The organism is Tardiphaga sp. OK245, assembly GCF_900108575.1.
Taxonomy (GTDB): domain Bacteria; phylum Pseudomonadota; class Alphaproteobacteria; order Rhizobiales; family Xanthobacteraceae; genus Tardiphaga; species Tardiphaga robiniae.
The window spans coordinates 681,337-703,029 of sequence record NZ_FNWZ01000005.1; the positions used below are offsets into that span (position 1 = coordinate 681,337).

The following is a 21,693-nucleotide window of genomic DNA, read 5'->3' on the forward strand; positions in this document are numbered from 1 at the left end:
GGTCCATCCATTTTGCTGATGTGCCTTTAGGCCACCGTCGACGATCCATACTGATCCCGCAGCTTGCGCTTGAAGATCTTGCCGGTTGATTCACGCGGCAGCGCATCGTGGAAATGGATTTCCTTCGGCACTTTGAAGTTCGCGAGCTTCTGCTTGAGCCAGGCCTGGATCTCAGGCACGGTGAGCGTCACGCCGCTTTCGAGCTCGACGCAGCCGACCAGCCGTTCGCCGAACTCGTCGTCGGGCACGCCGAACACCGCGCAATCACGCACGCCGTCCATACCGATCAGCGCGTTCTCGATCTCGGCGGGATAAATATTCACTCCGCCGGAGATGACCATGTCGCGTTTGCGATCGCACATGAAGAGATAGCCATCCTCATCGAGATAGCCGACGTCGCCGACGCTGATCAGGCCCTCACGGCCGGCTTCCGCCCGCGCTTCCGGGCGTCCTTGATAGTCGAAATCCGGCACGGAGGTCTGCCGCATGAAGATTTCACCAGGCACATTGACCGGACATTCCTTGCCATCGGCGTCGAAGATCTTGACCACGCCACCCTCGATGGTGCGGCCGACCGTGCCCGGCTTCCTCAGAGCTTCCTCAGACGAATGCCAGATCGGCACCCCGGTTTCGGTGGAGCCGAGATATTCGTTGATCACCGGTCCCCACCACGCAATCATCGCCTGCTTCACATGGATCGGGCACGGCGCTGCGCCATGGATGATGAAGCGTAGCGACGACAGGTCGTAGCGCGACTTCACCTCGTCCGGCAGACGCAGCAGCCGCACGAACATAGTCGGCACCATATGCATGTTGGTGATGCGGTGCTTCTCGGTGAGCTGCAGCAGATCCTCGGGATCGAAACGCGGTTCGAGCACGATCGTGCTGCCATGACGGAATGCCATCAGCCCGTAGGAGCTTGGCGCCGAGTGATACATCGGCCCGTTCATCAGGATGATCTGATCCTCGTTCGGCTTCAGCCCATAGGCGATGCCGCCGACGCGCTCGGATGCCGCAGCCTGTTCCGGCGTCATGGCCGCGCGGGTCACGCCCTTGGGACGGCCCGTGGTGCCCGACGTGTAGAACATGGTCAGCGCGCGCTTGGGAACGTTCTCCATCGGCACCTGCTGCTCGCGCCAGATATCGAAGTCGGTACAGCCGGCACGCACTTCGGTCGCGGCCTCGGGAATACCATAGGCGACTGAGATTTCCGGCGGCGTGCGGACGACCAGAAGCGGCAACCCCTTTGGCAGGTTTTCCGCGATCTGCGGCAACAAGTCGGCGTGGCAGACCAGCAGCTTCGCGCCACTGTCAGCAAGAATATAGCTGACCTCTTCACCTTTCAGATGCCAGTTGATCGGGACCACACGCGCGCCGAGCGCACCTGCGCCGAACGCAGTCTCGAACAGCGCGAAATCGTTACGCAGCATCATGCCGACCGGCGCATCGGCGCCTGCGCCGAGGCTCTTGAACCCGGTCGCCACCTTGGCGATGCGCTGCATGATGTCCGGATAGCTGATCGCCCGGTTGCCGCTGATAATCATTGTCCGCCCTTATATTGTTCTTGAATCGATCGAAGCCATCGCTGGCTTCGATCCTTGTTCTGTCGATGTGATGGTACAGATGCTCACTGGTCGTCGAGCAATTCGCCAAAGCCTTCCCAGTTCTTGCCGTTGAAACGGCGCAACCGCAGTTGCTGGAATGAAAGATAGTCATCCTTGTCGGTATTGACCGTGACACCCGACAGCAACAGCGGCAGCTTGACGTTCTTCATCGACGTCGCCTGACGCAGGATATTGTCCCGGCTGACGTCATCGCCGCACGCTTTCAGGATATGCGTGATGAGATGCGCATTCAGGAAGCCGGTTGCATAATTGGTGTTGCGCGGATCGGCTGACGGCAGGCTCTCTTTCATGAAAGCGAAATAGGCCTTCACGTCCTCGTCGTTGGCCCATGACGCGTCGTTGATGTCTTTCTGATAACTCGACGTGATCAGGCCAGTGGCGTTGTCCAGACCTGCCGGCTCCAGAAAGGTGATCGACGAAGCGGACGTGGGGACGAACATCAGGTCCGGCTTCCAGCCGATTTCCGCAACGCCCTTGATCATCTGCGACGAGAATTTGCCAACCACCGCACCGAACAGCACATTCGCGCCGGACGATTTGAGCGCCGCAAGCTGCGACGAGATCGTCGGCGCACTGGTCTCATAGGTCGCCTCGGATACGATCATACTGGCGGCCTTGTCGCCCAGCGCACGTTTAAAGCCAGCCACATAGTCTTTGCCGAGATCGTCGTTCTGCGCGAGAATGGCGATCTTGGCATCCGGCTTGGTCTTCAACACGTGCTTGGCGTAGACAACGCCTTCCGATTCATAGGCGGCCATGCCCGGCATGGTCCACGGAAAACCCTTCGGATCCGCCCATTTGGTCGCGCCTGATAGCACGAACAGCTGCGGGATTTTCTTGCTGTTCAAATAGCGATGCACCGCGTTGTTGGTCGCGGTGCCGAGCGTCCCGAACATCATCAGAACCTCATCCTGCTCCACCAGTTTGCGGGTCTGCTCCACGGTCTTCGGCGGCGAATAGGCGTCATCGAGACTGATGAACTTGATCTTGCGCCCGTTGATGCCGCCTTCGGCGTTGAGCTTGGCAAAATAGGCTTCCTGCGCACGGCCGATCACGCCGAAGCCCGAGAGCGGACCGCTATAGGGAAGCGTCTGCCCGATCTTGATCTCTTCCTTGCTGTTGGCCGCAGCTTGCGTCGGCGCATTCACGCAGACGGCAAAAGCGAAAAGCCCAAGCGTCCTCAGCATGACTGATGTCATGATTGTCTTCTCCCCGTTATATTTTTATCGGGCCGCGCTTATGCGCGTGCCCGTCTCGCAAAGTCTCCGGTCGCTTCCGCATATTCGCGCTTCAGGCGATCCACGAGTTCTGCCACCGGGGGAGCATCAACGATCTGGCCGATACCCTGGCCGCAACCCCAGATGTCCTTCCAGGCCTTGACCTTCATGTTACCGCCGGAGCCGAAGTTCATCTTGGTCTTGTCAGCCACCGGAAGATTGTCGGGATCGAGGCCGGCGGCTGCGATGGACGGGCCGAGATAGTTGCCGTGAATACCGGTGAACAGGTTGGTGTAGACCGTGTCATGCGCGGCGAATTCGGTCAGCGCCTTCTTGTAGGCCGGGTCGGCATTGGCTTCTTCGGTCGCAATGAAGCGCGTGCCCATATAAGCGAGGTCTGCGCCGAGCGCGAGCGCCGACGCAATCCCGTAACCGTCGGAGATTGCACCAGATACCAGCACAGTCCCCTTGAACCACTGCTTCACTTCGCGCACCAGCGCAAAGGGCGACAGCGTGCCGGCATGGCCACCCGCACCGGCGCAGACCAGGATCAGTCCATCGACGCCCTGCTCGGCTGCCTTGCGCGCATGCTTGACGTTGATAACGTCATGAAACACGACGCCACCATAGGAATGCGCGGCCTCGACGATCTCCGAGGGCGGGCGCAACGAGGTGATGATGATCGGAACCTTGTGCTTCACACAGGTTTCCATGTCCTTCATCAACCGGTCGTTGGACGCGTGGCAGATCTGGTTCACCGCATAGGGCGCGACCTTCTTGCCGGGATTCTTCGCTTTGTATTCGCCGAGCTCATCCTCGATGCGCGTCAGCCACTGATCGAGCACTTCCACCGGCCGCGCATTCAGCGCTGGAAACGAACCGACGATACCGGCCTTGCATTGCGCAATGACGAGTTCAGGACCGGAGACGATGAACAGCGGGGAACCGAGCACAGGCAGCTCGAGGGTGCCATCGAGAGCTTTGGGGAGCGACATAAGCGTTTCCTTATATTTTTATAATCGAACTATAGGGGTTGACCGCCCGCGCGTGTTGTTCGAATTTGAACAATAAGCCTTCCGGATTTGATCACATGGACTGGGATCTCTGTCGCACCTTCAATGCCGTGGTCGACGCCGGAAGCTATCTCGGCGCGTCCAGGCAGTTGCGCACCAGCCACCCGACCGTCAGCCGCGAGGTCGCGGCGCTGGAGAAGCAACTTGGCACCAAGCTGTTCGTGCGCTCCGACGAAGGGCTGGTGCTGACGGCGCGTGGCCGGCGCTTTCATGAGAGCACCAAAGCGATGGCCGAGGCCGCGCTGAAAGCGGAAGCCGCCGCCGGCGCGTCGGGCCAGAGCGCACGCGGCGTGGTCAAGGTGTCCATCGGGCCGACGCTCGCGAATTTCTGGCTGATGCCGCATATCGGCGCCTTCATCCGCCAGCATCCGCATGTCGAGATCCAGCTGGTGACGCATCCCTTCCCGGTCAGCGTGCGCAAGCGCGAGGCCGACATCGTGCTCCGGCTGTATCAGACCGGCGACGAAAATCTCACCGGGCGGAAAATTGCCAAGCTCGGCGTTGGCTTCTACGCCTCGCGCGATTACGCAGCGCGATGCCCGCTGCCCGAACAGCGGGCCGCTTGGAAGGACCACACTGTCATCGGCTTCGCCGACAAATCGTCGAATTCCGAACTCGGACGCTGGAGCGACCACATCACCAAGGACGCCACCGTCGCCATCCGCTGCTCGTCGCAGGCCGACATGCTCGCAGCGGTCCGCGCAGGGATCGGCATCTGCGTGCTGTCATGCATCGTCGGCGACGCCCATCCGGATCTGGTCCGCGTCGCACCGCAGAAGCTGGCCAGCCTCTCAGACATCTGGCTGCTGGCCCATCCGGACCTCGTCGATCAGCCGTCGGTGCGCGCCGTGCTGGAATTCATCACGGCCTGCGCGCGCGACGATCGTGCGTTGCTGCGCGGCCGTTGATGCCATCCTTGCCGGAGGAATGGCGGACGGCAATCGCGAAAGCGGCCATTGCCGAAAATTCGCCGGCGAGTGACATCAGTCACAAGATGCGACAAGCTCAGGCTGCGTCAAATTATTGCTTCCGACTGCCACTCAACTGTGCGCCACACGCCTGCAAAACGTGCTTGGGGCATCGAGCGCGATGGTCCAAACAGGGACGAAGGACCGCCTCGCGGTTCACAGGTTGATCGATGAAGATTCTCGTTTTTGGCGGCACCGGCTTTGTCGGGCTGAATATCGCGGAAGCCCTGTTGAAGCGCGGCCATGTGGTGACCCTGTTCGACCGTTCGGGCCTGCCACCGGCGGCGCAGCTTGCCTTCGCTGACCATGGCGACAGGCTTTCGGTGATCATCGGCGATGTGCTCCACCGGACATTGATCGACAGTGTCGTCACCACCGGCTTCGATGCCATTGTTCTCGGCGCTGCGATCACGGCAAGCACAGAGCGCGATGCCGCTGATCCGGAAAGCATCCTGCAAGTCAACCTGATGGCGCAAACACCGATCCTCGCGGCAGCACACCGCCATGGCGTCAAACGCGTGATCAATCTGTCATCTGCCGGTGCATACGGCGCCTCCGCGTTCAAATATCCTGTTCTCGATGAAGAACTGCCCTGCGATCCTGTCTCGCTCTACGCGATCACCAAATTCGCATCTGAGAAGGTCGCATCGCGTCTTGCCGCGCTCTGGCAGACCGATTTCATCAGCGTGCGGCTCAGCGCCGTATTTGGACCATGGGAGCGTGCAACAGGCGTACGGGATACGCTCAGCCCGCTGATGCAGATTTTCACGGCGCACGCGAAGCAGAGCGCCGCCATTCTGGTCCGTTCCGGCGTGCGGGACTGGATCTATGCGCCCGATGTCGCCGATGCCATGACTTTGCTGATCGAGGCGCCGAAGACGCAGCATCGCCTCTACAACATCTCAACCGCCACCCCGTGGTCAGCGCTGGAATGGGGCCAACAATTGGCGGAATCCCATCCGGGCTTTGTTTGCCGCCTGGCCAGCACCGGCGAAACCCCAAGCATCGATCTGCACAGTGACAGCGACAGGGCACCGCTATCGGTCGCGCGATTGGAGCAGGAATTCGGATGGCGCGCCAAATTTGGCTGCGCCGACTCAGCCGCGGATCTGATCGACTGGTCGGCGCGGCACAGCATAGGGTGATGACATGAGACTTCAGGGACGTACAGCAATCATCACCGGCGGAGGCTCTGGCATCGGCCAGGCCAGTGCCATGCTGTTCGCACAGGAAGGCGCGTTTGTCGCACTGGTCGATCGCGACGAGGCCGGCCTGAAAGAAACGCTGGCGACACTGCCCAATGCAACCAAGGCGTCGACGCATCTCGGTGATGTCGGCGACGGCGATTTTGCGCAGACCGTGGTCGGGGAGATCGTCGCCCGGCGCGGTCAGCTCGACGTGTTGATGACCTCGGCTGGCTTTTCCTGCGGCGGCACCGTGGTGACTACAGCGCCAGAAGATTGGGACGCCGTGTTTCGCACCAATGTCGGCGGCACCTGGCTATGGGCGCGCGTGGCCATTCCGCAGATGCAGAAGCAGGGCAAGGGATCGATCATCACGCTGGCCTCGCAATTGGCCATCGCCGGCGGCAAGGGCAACAGCGCCTATATCGCAGCCAAAGGCGCGATCATCAGCCTGACACGCACCATGGCCGTGGATTTCGCCACCGACGGCATTCGCGTCAACGCGATCGCACCGGGCGCTATCGACACGCCGCTGCTGCGCCGCAGTTTCGCGCGCCATGCGGACCCCGAGCCTGTACGCGATGCCTCGCGCAATCGTCACGCCATGAAGCGTTTCGGTCTGGCCGAAGAAGTCGCGCAGACCGCGCTGCATCTGGCGAGCGATGCATCCTCCTTCACGACCGGCACGGTCATGCCGGTCGATGGCGGATGGCTCGCAGCATGAGCGATGCCCTCGCAGCGCTGGAAGCGCAGGTCCGCGACGATCTCCACAAGATCGCCCATCCGAACATGCCGTGGCTGCAGCCGAAATCCGCGCCGGACGGCACAGCCGCGCTGGACGTGCTGATCGTCGGCGCCGGCCAGGGCGGCGTCACAGCGGCCTTTGGCCTGCTGCGGTCGCAGGTCACCAATATACTCGTTGTCGACAAAAGCGCCGAAGGCCGCGAAGGCCCCTGGCTCACCTACGCCCGCATGCCGACACTGCGCAGCCCGAAGCACTTCACCGGGCCCGATCTCGATATCCCCACCCTCACCTATCAGTCATGGCACGAAGCCATGTTCGGGAGGGATCACTGGCAGGCGCTCGACCGCATCCCGCGCGGTCACTGGGCGGACTATCTGCTGTGGTTCAGGCGCGTTACCGGCGTGCCCGTGCGCAATGGCTGCGAAGTCCTCGACATTGCACCTGCCGCGAACGGCTTGCTTGCAGCCACCGTGCAGAGCGCCGGCGGCATCGAAACCATCCATGCGCGCAAGATCGTACTGGCCACCGGCCAGGAAGGCATGGGCGACTGGATGATCCCGGAGCAACTCCAGCACCTGCCATCATCGCTTTGCGTGAATGCATCTGCGGATATCGATTTCGAAGCTCTGCGCGGCAAGACCGTCGCCGTGATCGGCGCCGGCGCATCCGCCTTCGACAATGCGGCAACCGCGCTCGAAGCCGGCGCTGAGGTGCACCTGTTGTGCCGCCGCGCGGAAATCCAAATCGTGCAGCCCTACCACTGGCTAACCTTCCGCGGCCTGCTACGTCACTTCAGCGAGCTCAACGATGCCTGGCGCTGGCGCTTCATGCGCCGGCTCATGGATTTGCGCGAAGGCTTCCCACAGCCGACCTGGGATCGCTGTGCACGGCATGCCGGCTTCCATCTCCACGAAAACGCGCCCGTTCAGTCGGCACAAAAAATAGGCAACCAAGTTACATTGCAGACGCCACAGGGTACCTTCACTGCAGACTTCGTGATCTGCGGAACCGGGATCGACATGGATTTCGCAGGCCGTCGTGAGCTACAGAGCTGCGCCGGCAATATCGCGATCTGGTCTGATCGCTACCAGCCGCCGGATACCGAGTTCAGCCCGCGCCTCGGCCGTTTTCCATATCTCGGCGATGATTACGCGCTGATGGAACGCGTTCCCGGCACCACGCCGTGGATCGCCGACATCCATCTTTTCGCAATTGCGTCCACCATGAGCTTCGGTCCGTCGGGGTCATCGATCAATGCGATGACCACCGCGATCCCGAAACTGGTGCATGGTCTGACGCGCGGCTTGTTCCGCGCGGATATCGAGCGATACTGGACCGCGTTCGAGGCTTACGACGTTCCACAAGTGACCATTGCAAGGGCGACGGAAGCTGCGGCAAAAAGCTAAAGGACCAAATTATCCCGACGGGGAAAGTTCTCCGCTTGGCACCTATCGACCATCGTTTGGCGCGTTCCTTGCTTCAGTGGATGCGTCGCTCGACAGCCTCGGCACTGACGAGTCCGTTCAGAGTTTCCGTCGAATTCAGAGGATAGGGTTATGGGACTGATCTATTCCAAGCAGATGCTCGGCGCCGCCGCAGCGCTGGCATTTTTCACCGCTGCCGTTCCTGCCAAGGCGCAGACCCGCGCCGAGACGCTGCGTTACGTGACCGGCGCCGCCGTCAACACGCTCGATCCCAATATTCCCGGCTCGACCCGCGAAGCCTTCGCTGTCAGCCTCTCGACCTATGATCGTCTGGTGTCGTTCGGCCGCAAGCAACTGAATGGCAAATGGGTGTTCGATCTGGACACCATCCGCGGCGAACTCGCAGAGTCCTACACGGTCAGCCCGGATGGCCTGAAGATCACCTTCAAGCTGCGCAGCGATGCGAAATTCCAGGATGGTTCGCCGGTCACGGCCGAAGACGTGAAGTGGTCGCTCGACCGCGCCGTCACCGCCAAGATCCTCGGCAAGGCGCAGCTGCTGACCGGTTCGCTCACCGATGCCAGCCAGTTCAAGGTGATCGATCCCACGACATTCGAAGTAACACTGCCGCAGCCGGACAAACTGGCGCTGCCGAACCTCGCCACGGTCTATCCGATCATCATCAATTCGAAACTCGCCAAGGCCCACGCCACCGAGGAAGATCCGTGGGCACAGGCCTGGCTCAAGGAAAACACTGCCGGATCGGGCGCCTATATCGTCGAGACCTTCAAGCCCGGCGAGCAGGTCATCCTCAAGCGCAACGACGCCTGGAATCGTGCCGCCGGCGACAAGCAGGCCTTCTTCAAGCGCCTGATCATCCAGTCGGTGCCGGAACCGGCAACGCGCGCCAACCTGGTTGAAAAAGGTGACGCCGATATCGTCATCGATCTGCAGGCCAGCGACGCGCAGGCATTGGAGGCCAAGGGCAAGCTGCAGGTGATCTCGACGCCGCAGTATAACGCCATCACCTTCATCTCGATGAACAACCAGATGGCTCCCTTCGACAAGCCGGACGTGCGTCGCGCCGTGGCCTATGCGCTGCCTTATGACGACATGTTCAAGGCGGCACTGTTCAGCCGCGGGGATTTGCTGGCCGGCGCGACCTGGGCCGATGGCAAGCCGCCGAGCGGTGCATTTCCGATCAAGCAGCCGATCAAGCTCGACCTCGAAAAGGCCAAGGCCTATCTGAAGGCCGCAGGCTATCCGGACGGTTTCTCGACCACGTTCAGCTTCAATGTGGGCCAGTCGGCAACTGCTGAGCCGATGGCTGCGCTGCTGAAGGAATCGCTCGCCAAGATCGGCATCAAGGTCGATATCCAGAAGCTGCCGGATGCGCAGATGTCGACTCAGATCACCGAGAAGAAGCTGCCCTTCTTCACCGAGGGCATCGTCGCCTGGCTGCCGTCGACCGACTACTTCTACCGCAACTTCTACACCGGCAATCAGCGCTGGAACTACAGCTCTATCGACAATGCCGAGCTGACCGCGGTCGCGCAGAAGGCTCGTTTCGAGGCTGACAAGGCCAAGTACGAAGCCGACGGCAAGGTGCTGAACGCGATGAACTTCGACCTGATGCCCCAGATTCCGCTGTGGCAGCCGAGCCAGGACGCGGTGATGGCCTCGAACCTGACGGGCTACACCTATCAGTTCCATCGCCAGGTCGATTACCGCGACCTCAGCCGGAAGTGATTTTCCGAGCACCATGCGAGCGAATCCCGAAGCGCCCCTCAGCGGCGCTTCGGATCTACGCAGCTTGCGAACTTAACTTCAGCGAGCTGCCCATGACTACGAGTAACCGATCATGACGACTCTCGGCGCAACGGCTATCCGTGCAGCGCGACGCTTCGCATCCTCCTTGCCTGCGTTGTTCGGCGTGCTGATCTTCACCTTCCTGTTGATGCGCGTATTGCCGGGTGATCCCGCCGTGTTCTTTGCCTCGGGACCCAACTCCGGCAAGGAAGAGATCGAGACCATCCGCAAACAGATGGGTCTCGACAAGCCCGTGCCACAGCAACTGTTCCTTTATCTGTATGATGTCGGCCGCGGCAATCTTGGCCGTTCGCTGATGACAGGCCAGAACGTCACAAAGGACTTGCGTGAGCGCCTGCCGGCCTCCCTCGAACTCACCTTCTCGGCACTTCTGATCGCACTTGTTCTCGCAATCCCGCTGGGTGTCCTTGCAGCGCTGAAACCAGGATCGCTGGTCGATCACGGCGTGAGGCTCTTCTGCGCGCTCGGGGTCTGTGTCCCGACCTTCGTGTCGGGCCTGCTGCTGATCTATATCTTCTATTATCTGTTCGGCGTGTCGCCCGATCCGACCGGGCGCGTCGATATCTTCACGACGCTGCCGCCAGCACATACCGGCTTCCTGTTGATCGACTTTGCGCTCGCCGGCGACTTCGATGGCTGGTGGGCCGCGTTCAAGCAATTGATCCTGCCGGCCTGCACCATGGCGCTGTTTGTGATCGCCCCGTTGGCGCGTATCACCCGCGCCTCGATGCTGGCCTCGCTCGGCAGCGACTTCGTTCGCACCGCGCGTTCTGTCGGCCTGTCATGGTGGCGCATCATCGTCACCTATGCGCTGCGTAATGCGATCCTGCCTGTCATCACCATTGCCGGCATCGTGTTCTCGACCATGCTCGGCGCCAATGTGCTGGTGGAGAAAGTGTTTTCCTGGCCAGGCGTCGCCTCCTACGCGCTCGACGCGCTGCTGTCGTCGGACTACGCACCGGTGCAAGGCTTCGTGCTGCTGATGGCGTCGGTCTTCGTTATCGTCAATCTCGTTGTCGATGTGCTCTACGGCATCGCCGATCCCAGGATCTCCATCGGATGAGCAGCGCAACACTTCAACACGCCGCCTTCATCCTGCGTGGCAACCCCATCACCGGCATCGCCGCCATCGGCGCCGCGCTGCTGATCTTTGTCGGCATCTTCGGTCCGTGGATCGTACCCTATGATCCCATCGCATCGAACGTTCAAAACGCCCTGATGCCGCCGAGTGCCGCGCATTGGGCCGGCACCGACCAGCTCGGCCGTGATGTGTTCAGCCGCATCATCGTCGCCGCACAGCTCGACCTCGCCATCGCCGTCTCTGCGGTCGGCATCTCCTTCGCGCTGGGCGCCGTCATCGGTGCCCTCTGCGGCTATTCGGGCGGCAAGCTGGATCGCGCTGTTGGCCGCTTCGTCGACGTGCTGATGGCGTTCCCGCTATTCGTGCTGGCCATGGCCATGGTCGCTGCCCTCGGCAATCGCGTCGAGAACATCGTGATCGCCACCGCAATCATCAACCTGCCGTTCTATATCCGCTTTGCACGCGCAGAAGTGAACGTGCGCCGCAACCTCGGCTGGGTCGAGGCCGCTCGCGCTTGCGGCGACAGCCATGTCTCGGTGGTGCTGCGCTTTCTGTTGCCCAATGTGCTGCCTGCGATGGTAGTGCAGATGTCGCTCAATCTCGGCTGGGCCATCATCAATGCTGCCGGCCTCTCGTTCATCGGGCTCGGCGTCAAGCCGCCGACGCCTGAATGGGGCATTATGGTCGCTGAAGGCGCGCGTTTCATCTCCACCGGCAAATGGTGGCTGGTCGCGTTTCCCGGCCTGGCGCTGATGCTCGCCGTGCTTTGCTTCAATCTGCTCGGCGACGGGCTGCGTGATATTCTTGATCCGAGACAGCGAACGTGATGACGACACCAAAACCGCTGCTCGATATCGAGAATCTTCAGGTCACCTTTTCAACGCGCCGCGGCCCGGTTGAGGCCGTGCGCGGAATTTCGTTGTCGCTTGCCGAGGGCGAAACGCTGGGGATCGTCGGTGAGAGCGGCTCCGGAAAATCCGTCACGGGTTTTGCGATGACGCGCCTGCTGGACGCATCGGGTAAAATTTCCGGCGGCCGCATCGGTTTCCGTGATCGCGACATCACCAAGATGACCAGCGCCAGCCTGCGCGAGATGCACGGCTCGGCGATGGCCATGATCTTCCAGAATCCGCGCGGCGCGCTGAACCCGATCCGCGCCATCGGCCAGCAGATCGCCGATGCCATTCTCGCGCATCGCAAGATCTCCGCCTCCGAGGCCCGCGCAGAGTCCCTCGAACTGCTGCGGGCGGTGAAAATCCGCGATCCAGAGAAGCGGATGAACGCGTATCCGCACGAACTCTCTGGCGGCATGTGCCAACGCGTCATGATCGCCATGGCGATCTCCAGCAATCCGGCGCTGCTGATCGCCGACGAGCCGACCACCGGCCTCGATGTCACCACGCAAAAGGTAGTGATGGATCTCCTCGCCAGCATCGCCGCCGAGCGGGGCATGGCGACGATCCTCATCACCCACGATCTCGGCCTCGCCGCCCGCTATTGCCGCCGCGTCGTGGTGATGGAACAGGGCAGACTGGTCGAGGAAGCCGACGCCCTGACGCTGTTCCGGTCGCCGCAGCATCCCTACACCAAGCGGCTCGTCGCAGCATCGCCGACCGCAACCTCGCGGGTCGAGGATCTCGTGACCGATGACGAGAAGCTGCTGGTACCGGCGGTGCCCGTCCCACAGCCGCCGAAGCCGGCGCATGGCACGCCGCCGCTGCTGGAAGTTCTCGATCTCGTCAAACGTTTCGACGACGGCACTGTTGGCGTCGAGAATTTCTCGATGGCGATTGCGCCTGGCGAAAGCGTTGGACTTGTCGGCGAATCCGGCTCCGGCAAGAGCACGACCTCGCGCATGATCTGCCGTTTGCTCGATCAGACCGAAGGCACCATCAATTTCAACGGCCAGTCGATCAGCCATATTCCCGCGCGCGAATTCCACCGGGCGCCGCAGCGCCGCGAGATCCAGATCGTCTTCCAGGACCCGAACGACAGCCTCAATCCGCGCTTCAACGCCTTCGACTGTATCGCGCATCCGCTAATCCGCCTGCTCGGCATGCGCAATGGAGCGGCGTTGCGCCAGCGTGTCGGCGAATGCGCTCACCGCGTCGGCCTGCCTGCCAATCTGCTGGAACGGTTTCCGCACCAGCTGTCGGGCGGCCAGAAAGCCCGCATCGGCATCGCGCGCGCGATTGCCTGCCGGCCGAAGCTTCTGGTGCTGGACGAGCCGACGGCCGCGCTCGACGTCTCGGTTCAGGCCGTGGTATTGCAGCTGCTCGACCGTTTGCGCCGCGAAGACAATCTCGCCTTCCTGTTCGTCAGCCACGATCTCAACGTCGTGCGCATGATGTGTCAGCGGACCATCGTACTGCGCAACGGCGCCATCGTCGAAGAAGGCGAGAGTCATCAGTTGTTTGACAGCCCGAAGACCGACTACACCCGCGAGCTCGTCGATGCAGTTCCGCATATCGAGATGATCGCCGCAGAAAAAATGGCCGCCGGTGCCTAGCCGCGGGTGGCTAGCGGCGAAACGCCTCAACGGACAGCCTTGTCCGGTTCCATTGGCGTAACCATACCGACTATAGTGTGAGTTATACCGGTGCCGGATACCTTGCATCCACAGAGCATCTCGCCGAACATAAGACCAAGCGTCGCCCAATGACGCATCAAGATCGGGAGGATTACCGTGCGGATCAAAGCCGTTCACGTCGCCTTGCTCGCCGTCATGGCGAGCTGTTCGGCCATTACGTCAGGCGCTCACGCCCAGGCGTGGCCTCAGAAACAAGTCACCTTCATCGTTCCCTTCGCTGCCGGCGGCGGCACCGATGCCTTTGCGCGACCACTGGCGGCGCAGCTCGATACCCAGCTTGGCAAGCGCGTCATCATCGAAAACCGCGCCGGTGCCGGGGGCACGGTCGGCGCTTCGGCGGCTGCCAAGGCGGCGCCTGACGGCTACACCTTCTTCATGGGTGCCGCGCATCACGCGATCGCCCCGTCGCTCTATCCCACCCTCGATTATGACATCGAGAAAGACTTCATCCCGGTGGCGCTGATCGCACGACCACCGCAGGTTATCGTGGTCAATCCCGACAAGGTCGCCGCCAAGACACTGGGTGAATTCATCGCCTATGCGAAGGCCAACCCGGACAAGCTCTCCTATGGTTCGGCAGGTGCCGGCACCACGCATCATCTGGCCGGCGAGCTGTTCAAGATCCTGACCCAGACCAAGATCCAGCACGTGCCCTATCGCGGCGCCGGACCGGCCATGCAGGACCTGATCGCCGGTCACGTGCCCGTCGTATTCGACGGTCTCGGCTCTTCGGCCGCGCCAATCCGCGCGGGGCAACTCCGCGCGCTGGCGATTGCCGCTCCGAAGCGCGTGGCAGCCTTTCCCGATCTGCCGACCGCGGCGGAAGCCGGTTTGCCAAACTATGAAGTCGCCACCTGGTACGGGCTGTTCGCCCCCAAGGGCACGCCGACCGACGTGGTCGAGCGCATGGCGAAGGAATTGAAAGCTGCATTGCAAGTGCCGGCGATCAAGGAAGCGTGGGAACGCAACGGCTCCGACGTGCCTGATGTGGCCGGCGCAGACTTCGGCAAGATGGTGTCAGCCGAAGTCGCGCGTTGGCGCAAGGTCGTAACCGAGGCCAACGTCAAGCTGGATTGACCTGACAGAATTGCGAAGCCCGCCAGACGTAAAGCCTGGCGGGCTCTTTTTTATGCAGAAGCGACTTCCACCTGCCTGGCACCTGGACCAGCAAACATCGCACGGCCGGGAATCGCATCCAGCAGCGCACGCGTATAAGCGTCGCTCGGATTCTGGAAGATCTTCTGCGTTTCGCCCTGCTCGACGATCTCGCCGCGCCGCATCACCACGATGCGGTCGGCGATTTCGGCGGCTACACGCAAGTCATGGGTGATGAAGATCATGGCCAGATTCATCTCCTCGCGCAGTTCGGCGAGGAGCTGCAGCACCTGCGCCTGCACCGACACGTCGAGCGCCGAGACAGCCTCGTCCGCCACCAGCACCGAGGGCTTCAGGGCCAGCGCACGCGCGATACAGATGCGCTGCCGCTGACCACCGGAGAATTCGTGCGGATAGCGGTTGGCTGCGCTCTCCTGTAGGCCAACGCGGGCCAGCAGGCGCTTGGCATCGGCCATGGCTTCCTTCGAGGGCGTGCCATAGGCAATCGGGCCGCCGGCAATCGCGTCGCCGACCTTCTGCCGCGGATCGAGCGCCGCGAAGGGATCCTGGAACACAATCTGAATCTTGCGGCGCATCTGACGCAGCCGCTCGCCGCGCTGTGATAACAGATCCTTGCCATCGAAATGAACCGAGCCGGTATCAGGCTCGATCAGCCGCATGATCAGCCGACCCAGCGTGGACTTGCCCGAGCCGGACTCGCCGACGATGGCCACCGTCTCGCGCGCCTTCAGGCCGAGCGAGATATTCTGTACTGCATCGGTCCGGCGCGGCGGCAGGAACATGCCCTGCTTGGTGATGAAGGTCTTGTTCAGCCCGACCGCATCGAGCAACGGCTCACCGGTGATCTTGCGATCAGCTTTGGTCAGCGAGCGCGCGCCGGGGACGGCGGCGATCAGGCTCTTGGTGTAATCGTCCTTCGGATTACGCAGGACCTCGTCGACGGTGCCCTGCTCAACGACACGGCCGTTGCGCATGACCACGACGCGATCAGCGACATCGGCAACGACGCCAAAATCGTGGGTGATCAGCAGCACGCCCATGCCGCGCTCCGACTGAAGCTTCTTCACCAGCGCGAGAATCTGCTTCTGCGTGGTGACGTCGAGCGCCGTGGTCGGCTCGTCGGCCAGCAGCAACGCCGGATTATTCGCCATCGCCATCGCGATCATGATGCGCTGACGCTGGCCGCCCGAGAGCTGGAACGGAAAGCTGCGCGCGAGCGCCACCGGATCCGGCAGGCCAACGTCCCGGATCAACTCCTGCACGCGCGCATCCACCGCCTCTTTGGACGGCGTCGGCTTGGTGTGTGTGATGATCGATTCCGCAATCTGCTGGCCGACACGGGCCAGCGGATTGAGCGCGCTGAGTGGCTCCTGGAAAATCATCGAGATCGCGCCGCCGCGCAGCTTGCGCATTGTCGGCTCATCGGCCTTGGCGATGTCGTTACCATTGAAGCTGATGCTGCCCTGCGCAACGCCCGTTCGGTCGGGCAGCAGTCGCAGGATCGCATGCGCGGTCATCGACTTGCCGGAGCCGGACTCGCCGACGAGACAGACGATTTCGTTGCGGTTGACTGTGAGCGATACGTCTTCGATGGCAAAAGGACGATCTGCGCCCGGCGGCAGGCTGATAGAGACGTTCTCGATGGCAAGCAGTGTTTTGTCGGTCATGGATACTATCGCTTGCGTGAGATACGGGGGTTCAGCGTGTCGTTGAGACCTTCACCCACGAGATTGATGGCCAGCACGGTGAGCAGGATGGCGAGGCCGGGAAACACGCTCATCCACCATGCCTGACGGATCACAGTGCGCGCAGCACCGATCATGAAGCCCCACGACATCAGATTGGGATCGCCGAGACCCATGAAACTCAAGGCGCTCTCGATCAGGATGGCGCTAGCGACCGCAAGCGATCCGGTGACGATAATCGGCGAGATCGCGTTCGGCAGGATGCGTCGCAGCACCACGGTCAGCGGACGCTGGCCCTGGCAGACCGCAGCCTGAACGAACTCACGCCCGCGCAGCCGCATAAACTCGGCGCGCGTCAGGCGTGCCAGCGGCGGCCAGCTGACAATGCCGATGGCAAAGATGATGTTGGAGATCTTCGGCCCGATGGTCGCGACCAGCAAGATGGCGAGAATGAAGCCCGGGATGGTCTGGAACAGTTCGGTGATGCGCATCATCACCTCATCGACCTTGCCGCCGAAATAGCCGGCGATGGCGCCGATGGTGACGCCGATAACCAGGGAGGTCAGTGTCGAAATGACGCCGATGATCAGCGAGATGCGCGCACCATGCGCGATGCCGGCAGCGACGTCACGGCCGAGCATATCGGAGCCGAGCCAGAGCCCTTCGCTGAACGGCGGCTGGAACGGCGCGCCGACCATGTCCCAGGGGTCGTCAGGAAACAGCCACGGAGCCGTCACCGCGAGGAGGACCACCGCGAGGAGGACGATCAGACCAATCATCCCGGTGGGATGGCGGAGAAACGATTTGAGCGTAGACATCATATAATCCCGTTCACGATGCAGCACGCACGGAGACGCGTGGATCGATCACCCGGTAGATCGCATCGGTGAGAAGATTGAGAGCAATCACAATCACCGACATCACCAGGAATACGCCCAGCAACACCGGATAATCGCGCTGCAACAGCGCATCATAGATGAGACGGCCGAGACCCGGCCACGCAAACACAGTCTCGATCACCACCGCACCGCCAACCAGCGCACCGGCCTGCATGCCGGCGACAGTCACGATGGGCAGCATCGCATTGCGCAGGATATGTCGAATGATGATACGGCCCTGCTTCAGGCCCTTGGCCTTCGCGGTCTTGATGAAATCCTGATGGGTCACATCGAGCACCGACGAACGCATCAGGCGCGTGTAGATCGCGAGATACACCGCTGCCAGCGACACCGCCGGCAGGATCAAATGCCAACCGATGTCGACCATGCGCTGCAGTGCGGTCATCGGCACACCGATGGTCACGTAACCAAACGCCGGCAACCAGTCGAGTTGCACCGAAAACAGCAAAACCAGCATCAAGCCAAGCCAGAACACCGGCGTTGCATAAAGCAGCAACGACACGACGGTCAGCACCGTATCGGACCACTTGCCGGCGCGGACACCGGCGAGCGTGCCGAGAATGATGCCTGATAGAAGCGCGAGGCTGAAAGCCGTCGCCGTCAGCAGCAGCGTCGCTGGCAAGCGCTCGAGAATGAGCGACGCCACGGTCCGCTGCTGGCGATAGGAATAACCAAGGTCGAGCGTCACGACGCGCTTCAGATAGGTGGCGAGCTGAATCGGATAGGGTTTGTCGAGGCCGTATTCAGCGCGCAGCTGCGCCAGAAGCTTTTCGTCGGAGGCGCCGCTCTGGCCGGCAATCACCTGCGCGGGATCGCCAGGTGCGGCATGAACGAGAATAAAGTTGAAGGTCGCAATGACCAAGACGACGGCTACGAATTTGACAAACCACCCCGCAAGCGCGAGGGCGATCGCGAACACGCGACCGCCTTTTGCATCGACCGACACCGCCGTCATCCGAAGCTCACGTCGCTGAACGATTCATGCACGCCAATCGCTGTTGTAGTCACATTCTTGAGGCGCTTGTCGATGAAGGTAGGATAGGCCTGCTCGAACATCCAGACCACCGGCACGTCCTCGACTAGGATCTTCTGCACTTGGCTGTAGAGCTCCTGACGCTTGGCCTCGGAGGTCGAGGTTGCAGCCTCTTCGAACAGACGGTCGACTTCCGGATTGGAATATCCTGCCGTGTTCGAGAACAGGATGCCCTTCTTGATATTCGACGAGATGTAGGTGCGCGACACGCCGAGCGCGGGATCGCCGAACTGATAGACCAGATTGCCGGTCATCTCGTAGTCCCAGTTACTGAACTTCTCCGCCCAGCCACCGACGTCGGTGTTTTCGATCTGCACATCGATGCCGACGCGGCCGAGCGACTGGCGAATGAACTCGGCCGCGCGCTGATAGATTTCACCATAAGGCGGGGTGAGATACTTGATGGTAACGCGTTTGCCGCCGGCACCCGGCTTGAGCCCCATCTCGTCGAGCAGCGCCTTCGCCTTGTCCAGCGAGTAATCGTAACGCTTGACGTCTTTCTCGTAGAACCTGGTCGCCGACGACACCGGACCGGTCGCAACCTTGGGCAGACCAAAGTAAACGCGCTGTGCCATCGATTTCAGATCGAGCGCATAGGCAATAGCCTGACGGAAACGTTTGTCGTCCATCGGCTTGATGCGGTTGTTGAGCTCGAGCCACTGGTGCGGGGCGAAATATTCGTATCCCTTGGTGGTCATCTCGAAATTCGGCAGCTTCGACAGCCGCGCGACATCGAACATTTCGATGTCGTTCCACTGCGTCAGCTGGATCTTGCCCTGTTCCAGCGCGACAGCGCGCGAAGCTGAGTCGGGAATGATGCGATAGATGATTTCGTCGAGATACGGCTGATCCTTGCGGTAATAGCCTTCGTGCTTGATGAGATGAACATGCGAGCCCTTCACCCATTCCTTGAGCTTGAACGGGCCTGAGCCGATCGCCTGTGCATTGGCCGGGTTCTTGCGATATTCGGTGCCGTCATAGATATGCTTGGGCACGATTGGACCGGTGGTGCAGTCGAGCGCGGTCAGGAACGGTGCAAAGGTCGACTTCAACTTGAACACCACGGTGAGCGGATCCGGCGCGTCTGCTTTTTCGATACGCGAGTAAATCCCGCGCGCACGCGCATGGGTCTCCGGCAGCAGCTTGGTCATCGAGAAGATGACGTCGTCCGCCGTCAGCGGCTTGCCGTCGTGGAAGGTGATGCCCGGAAACAGCTTGAACGTATAGGTCAGGCCGTCCGGCGACACTTCCCACGACTGTGCGAGACCGGGAAGCGGCTTGAGATCGGGGCTGTAACGCAGCAGGCTCTCATAGATCTTGCCGCCCAGGGTCAGCGTTGGCTGCTGCTGGTTCAGTGCAGTGACGAGAATCGGAGGCTCTGGCTGAATGATCGTGTTCAACGTGCCGCCTTTGGTCTGGCCAGCGGCACGGGTGATGCCGAGGGGGATACCCGAGAGCGCAACCGCGCTCACGCCCATCAGCTTCGCGAATTCACGTCTATTCATAGCCTCTTCCTTTAAACATTGACGCCTGACAGTGGCTGTAGCCGGACGCTTGCACGTCCGGCTACAGCCAAGCCATCAAGCGACTTTCAGTAACTTCGGCTTCAACCGAGCGTCACGGCTCCAAAAGTCTCGTGCACACCGATGCCGGTGGTGATGACGTTCTTCAACCGCTTGTCGATGAAGTTGGGGAAGTCTTGCTCGACCATCCATGCGATCGGGACTTCTTCTACGACAATTTTCTGCACGGCCGTGTAGAGTTCCTGACGTTTTGCGTCAGAGGTCGCCACGGCGGCTTCCTCGAATAGCCGGTCTACTTCCGGATTGGAATAGCCCGCGATATTTGAGAACAGAATACCCTTGCGGATATTCGCCGTGATGTAACTGCGCGACACGCCCAGCGCCGGATCGCCGAATTGGTAAAGCAGATTACAGGTCATCTCGTAATTCCAGTTGCTGGTACGCTCGGCCCAGCCGGCGAGATCGAGATTTTCCAGTTGCAGATCGATGCCGACACGACCGAGCGATTGCTTGAAGAATTCGGCCGAGCGCTGCCAGATTTCGCCATAGGGCGGAACCAGGAATTTGATGCTGACACGCTTGCCGTCAGCACCGGGCTTCAGGCCCATCTCGTCGAGCAGGGCTTTCGCCTTGTCCAGCGAGTAGTCGTACTGCTTGACATCTTTTTCGTAGAACCGGGTCTTCGACGAAACGGGTCCGGTCGCCACCTTCCCGAGATTGAAGAACACGCGTTGCAGCAGCGCTTTGCGATCGACCGCGAACATCACAGCCTGACGGAAGCGCTTGTCGTCCATCGGCTTAGTGCGAAGATTGAACTCTAGCCAGAAATGCGGCGCAAAGAACTCGTAGCCCTTGGTGGTCATTTCGACATTGGGCAGCTTCGAGAGACGCGCGACGTCGAACAGTTCGACGTCGGTCCACTGCGTCAATTGGACTTTGCCCTGTTCGAGCGCGACGGCGCGCGATGCGCCGTCCGGAATGACGCGGTAGATAATTTCGTCGAGGTGCGGCTCGCCCTTGCGGTAATAACCCTCGTGCTTGACGAGATGAACGTGTGAGCCCTTGACCCATTCCTTGAGCTTGAACGGGCCCGAGCCGATCGCCTGCGCATTGGCAGGGTTCTTGCGAAAATCGGTGCCGTCATAGATGTGCTTCGGCACGATCGGCGCTGTGGTGCAATCGAACGAATTGAGGAACGGCGCGAACGGCGCCTTCAGCGTGAACACCACTGTGAGTGGATCGGGCGCTTCAGCCTTTTCGATGCGCAGGAAGGTGCCGCGCGCACGCGCATGGGTTTCAACGAGGACCTTGGTCACCGAGAACACCACGTCTTCCGACGTCAACGGCTTGCCGTCATGGAAGGTGATGCCTGGAAACAGCTTGAACGTATAGACGAGGCCATCGGGTGAAACGGTCCAGGACTCAGCGAGACCAGGCAGCGGCTTGAGATCGGCGCCGTAGCGGAGCAGGCTCTCATAGATCTTGCCGCCCAGCGTCAGTGTCGGCTGCTGCTGGTTGAGCGCCGTCACCAGGATCGGCGGCTCGGGCTGGATGATCGTATTGAGCGTGCCGCCCTTGGTCTGACCGACGGCGCGGGTGACGCCGAGAGGAATTCCCGAAAGCGCCGTCGCACTCAAACCCAATAGCTTCGCGAATTCACGTCTGTTCATCTTAATTCCTTTGTAGCAAAGATATTTAAA

The 21,693-nt window shown here is 61.2% G+C and carries 17 protein-coding genes; 9 read left to right on the top strand and 8 right to left on the bottom strand.

Annotated elements, in window-relative coordinates; genetic code table 11:
• Window positions 1-26: 26 nt before the first annotated feature.
• From BLW80_RS26250 to BLW80_RS26260, 3 genes are all read right to left on the bottom strand, one after another.
• Window positions 27-1,544 carry an acyl-CoA synthetase gene (locus BLW80_RS26250; protein WP_093761061.1) on the bottom strand — a complete coding sequence of 506 codons (1,518 nt, stop codon included), beginning with the start codon at window positions 1,542-1,544 and terminating at the stop codon, window positions 27-29.
• Window positions 1,545-1,627: 83 nt separating this feature from the next.
• Complete coding sequence (locus BLW80_RS26255) at window positions 1,628-2,812, bottom strand: ABC transporter substrate-binding protein (protein WP_502688637.1); 1,185 nt, start codon at window positions 2,810-2,812, stop codon at window positions 1,628-1,630.
• A 50-nt stretch (window positions 2,813-2,862) separates the two neighbouring features.
• Window positions 2,863-3,837 (bottom strand): NAD(P)H-dependent flavin oxidoreductase, encoded by a 975-nt coding sequence (locus BLW80_RS26260; RefSeq protein WP_089268011.1) that lies wholly within the window; start codon window positions 3,835-3,837, stop codon window positions 2,863-2,865.
• A gap of 95 nt (window positions 3,838-3,932) precedes the next feature.
• Between BLW80_RS26260 and BLW80_RS26265 the strand changes: the two genes are divergently transcribed.
• The 9 genes from BLW80_RS26265 to BLW80_RS26305 all read left to right on the top strand — a co-directional run bounded on the left by BLW80_RS26265 (window position 3,933) and on the right by BLW80_RS26305 (window position 14,814).
• A complete protein-coding gene (locus tag BLW80_RS26265; protein WP_092149293.1) occupies window positions 3,933-4,823 on the top strand; it encodes a LysR family transcriptional regulator in 891 nt (296 codons plus the stop codon).
• A 230-nt stretch (window positions 4,824-5,053) separates the two neighbouring features.
• Window positions 5,054-6,028 carry an NAD-dependent epimerase/dehydratase family protein gene (locus BLW80_RS26270; protein WP_093761064.1) on the top strand — a complete coding sequence of 325 codons (975 nt, stop codon included), beginning with the start codon at window positions 5,054-5,056 and terminating at the stop codon, window positions 6,026-6,028.
• A gap of 4 nt (window positions 6,029-6,032) precedes the next feature.
• Window positions 6,033-6,791, top strand: a complete 759-nt coding sequence (locus BLW80_RS26275) for an SDR family oxidoreductase (protein WP_093761066.1) — start codon at window positions 6,033-6,035, stop codon at window positions 6,789-6,791.
• Window positions 6,788-8,218 carry an NAD(P)-binding domain-containing protein gene (locus BLW80_RS26280; RefSeq protein WP_093761068.1) on the top strand — a complete coding sequence of 477 codons (1,431 nt, stop codon included), beginning with the start codon at window positions 6,788-6,790 and terminating at the stop codon, window positions 8,216-8,218. Before BLW80_RS26275 ends, BLW80_RS26280 begins: the two co-directional genes overlap by 4 nt.
• A 150-nt stretch (window positions 8,219-8,368) precedes the next feature.
• Window positions 8,369-9,985 (top strand): ABC transporter substrate-binding protein, encoded by a 1,617-nt coding sequence (locus BLW80_RS26285; RefSeq protein ID WP_093761070.1) that lies wholly within the window; start codon window positions 8,369-8,371, stop codon window positions 9,983-9,985.
• A gap of 112 nt (window positions 9,986-10,097) precedes the next feature.
• Entirely contained in the window at window positions 10,098-11,129 is a 1,032-nt protein-coding gene (locus BLW80_RS26290) for an ABC transporter permease (protein WP_170849808.1), read from the top strand.
• The gene (locus BLW80_RS26295) at window positions 11,126-11,974 is read left to right on the top strand and encodes an ABC transporter permease (RefSeq protein ID WP_068737405.1); all 849 of its coding nucleotides are present in this window, start codon (window positions 11,126-11,128) and stop codon (window positions 11,972-11,974) included. The genes BLW80_RS26290 and BLW80_RS26295 overlap by 4 nt, the downstream gene beginning before the upstream one ends.
• Complete coding sequence (gene nikE / locus BLW80_RS26300) at window positions 11,974-13,656, top strand: nickel ABC transporter ATP-binding protein NikE (RefSeq protein ID WP_093761072.1); 1,683 nt, start codon at window positions 11,974-11,976, stop codon at window positions 13,654-13,656. The genes BLW80_RS26295 and nikE overlap by 1 nt, the downstream gene beginning before the upstream one ends.
• 177 nt (window positions 13,657-13,833) lie before the next feature.
• Window positions 13,834-14,814: a Bug family tripartite tricarboxylate transporter substrate binding protein gene (locus BLW80_RS26305; RefSeq protein WP_244528447.1), complete on the top strand. Its 981-nt coding sequence runs from the start codon at window positions 13,834-13,836 to the stop codon at window positions 14,812-14,814.
• 50 nt (window positions 14,815-14,864) lie between these two features.
• On the opposite strand, the gene BLW80_RS26310 is transcribed toward BLW80_RS26305, so the two are convergent.
• The 5 genes from BLW80_RS26310 to BLW80_RS26330 form a co-directional block, all read right to left on the bottom strand.
• Window positions 14,865-16,520, bottom strand: coding sequence for a dipeptide ABC transporter ATP-binding protein (locus tag BLW80_RS26310; protein WP_093761074.1), 1,656 nt, complete (start codon window positions 16,518-16,520; stop codon window positions 14,865-14,867).
• A 5-nt stretch (window positions 16,521-16,525) separates the two neighbouring features.
• Complete coding sequence (locus tag BLW80_RS26315) at window positions 16,526-17,356, bottom strand: ABC transporter permease (protein WP_089268033.1); 831 nt, start codon at window positions 17,354-17,356, stop codon at window positions 16,526-16,528.
• A 13-nt stretch (window positions 17,357-17,369) separates the two neighbouring features.
• A complete protein-coding gene (locus BLW80_RS26320) occupies window positions 17,370-18,392 on the bottom strand; it encodes an ABC transporter permease (protein WP_093761076.1) in 1,023 nt (340 codons plus the stop codon).
• Window positions 18,389-19,975 carry an ABC transporter substrate-binding protein gene (locus BLW80_RS26325; RefSeq protein WP_093761078.1) on the bottom strand — a complete coding sequence of 529 codons (1,587 nt, stop codon included), beginning with the start codon at window positions 19,973-19,975 and terminating at the stop codon, window positions 18,389-18,391. Before BLW80_RS26325 ends, BLW80_RS26320 begins: the two co-directional genes overlap by 4 nt.
• A gap of 101 nt (window positions 19,976-20,076) precedes the next feature.
• Complete coding sequence (locus BLW80_RS26330) at window positions 20,077-21,663, bottom strand: ABC transporter substrate-binding protein (RefSeq protein ID WP_093761080.1); 1,587 nt, start codon at window positions 21,661-21,663, stop codon at window positions 20,077-20,079.
• Between the last annotated feature and the right edge of the window lie 30 nt (window positions 21,664-21,693).

Bases quoted from the DNA above. Each gene is read 5' to 3' on its own strand.
- nikE (WP_093761072.1), top strand. From the start codon at position 11,974: ATGACGACACCAAAACCGCTGCTCGATATCGAGAATCTTCAGGTCACC.
- BLW80_RS26295 (WP_068737405.1), top strand. From the start codon at position 11,126: ATGAGCAGCGCAACACTTCAACACGCCGCCTTCATCCTGCGTGGCAAC.
- BLW80_RS26250 (WP_093761061.1), bottom strand. From the start codon at position 1,544: ATGATTATCAGCGGCAACCGGGCGATCAGCTATCCGGACATCATGCAG.
- BLW80_RS26255 (WP_502688637.1), bottom strand. From the start codon at position 2,812: ATGCTGAGGACGCTTGGGCTTTTCGCTTTTGCCGTCTGCGTGAATGCG.
- BLW80_RS26285 (WP_093761070.1), top strand. From the start codon at position 8,369: ATGGGACTGATCTATTCCAAGCAGATGCTCGGCGCCGCCGCAGCGCTG.
- BLW80_RS26270 (WP_093761064.1), top strand. From the start codon at position 5,054: ATGAAGATTCTCGTTTTTGGCGGCACCGGCTTTGTCGGGCTGAATATC.
- BLW80_RS26290 (WP_170849808.1), top strand. From the start codon at position 10,098: ATGACGACTCTCGGCGCAACGGCTATCCGTGCAGCGCGACGCTTCGCA.
- BLW80_RS26315 (WP_089268033.1), bottom strand. From the start codon at position 17,356: ATGTCTACGCTCAAATCGTTTCTCCGCCATCCCACCGGGATGATTGGT.
- BLW80_RS26330 (WP_093761080.1), bottom strand. From the start codon at position 21,663: ATGAACAGACGTGAATTCGCGAAGCTATTGGGTTTGAGTGCGACGGCG.
- BLW80_RS26265 (WP_092149293.1), top strand. From the start codon at position 3,933: ATGGACTGGGATCTCTGTCGCACCTTCAATGCCGTGGTCGACGCCGGA.
- BLW80_RS26320 (WP_093761076.1), bottom strand. From the start codon at position 18,392: ATGACGGCGGTGTCGGTCGATGCAAAAGGCGGTCGCGTGTTCGCGATC.
- BLW80_RS26325 (WP_093761078.1), bottom strand. From the start codon at position 19,975: ATGAATAGACGTGAATTCGCGAAGCTGATGGGCGTGAGCGCGGTTGCG.
- BLW80_RS26280 (WP_093761068.1), top strand. From the start codon at position 6,788: ATGAGCGATGCCCTCGCAGCGCTGGAAGCGCAGGTCCGCGACGATCTC.
- BLW80_RS26310 (WP_093761074.1), bottom strand. From the start codon at position 16,520: ATGACCGACAAAACACTGCTTGCCATCGAGAACGTCTCTATCAGCCTG.
- BLW80_RS26260 (WP_089268011.1), bottom strand. From the start codon at position 3,837: ATGTCGCTCCCCAAAGCTCTCGATGGCACCCTCGAGCTGCCTGTGCTC.
- BLW80_RS26275 (WP_093761066.1), top strand. From the start codon at position 6,033: ATGAGACTTCAGGGACGTACAGCAATCATCACCGGCGGAGGCTCTGGC.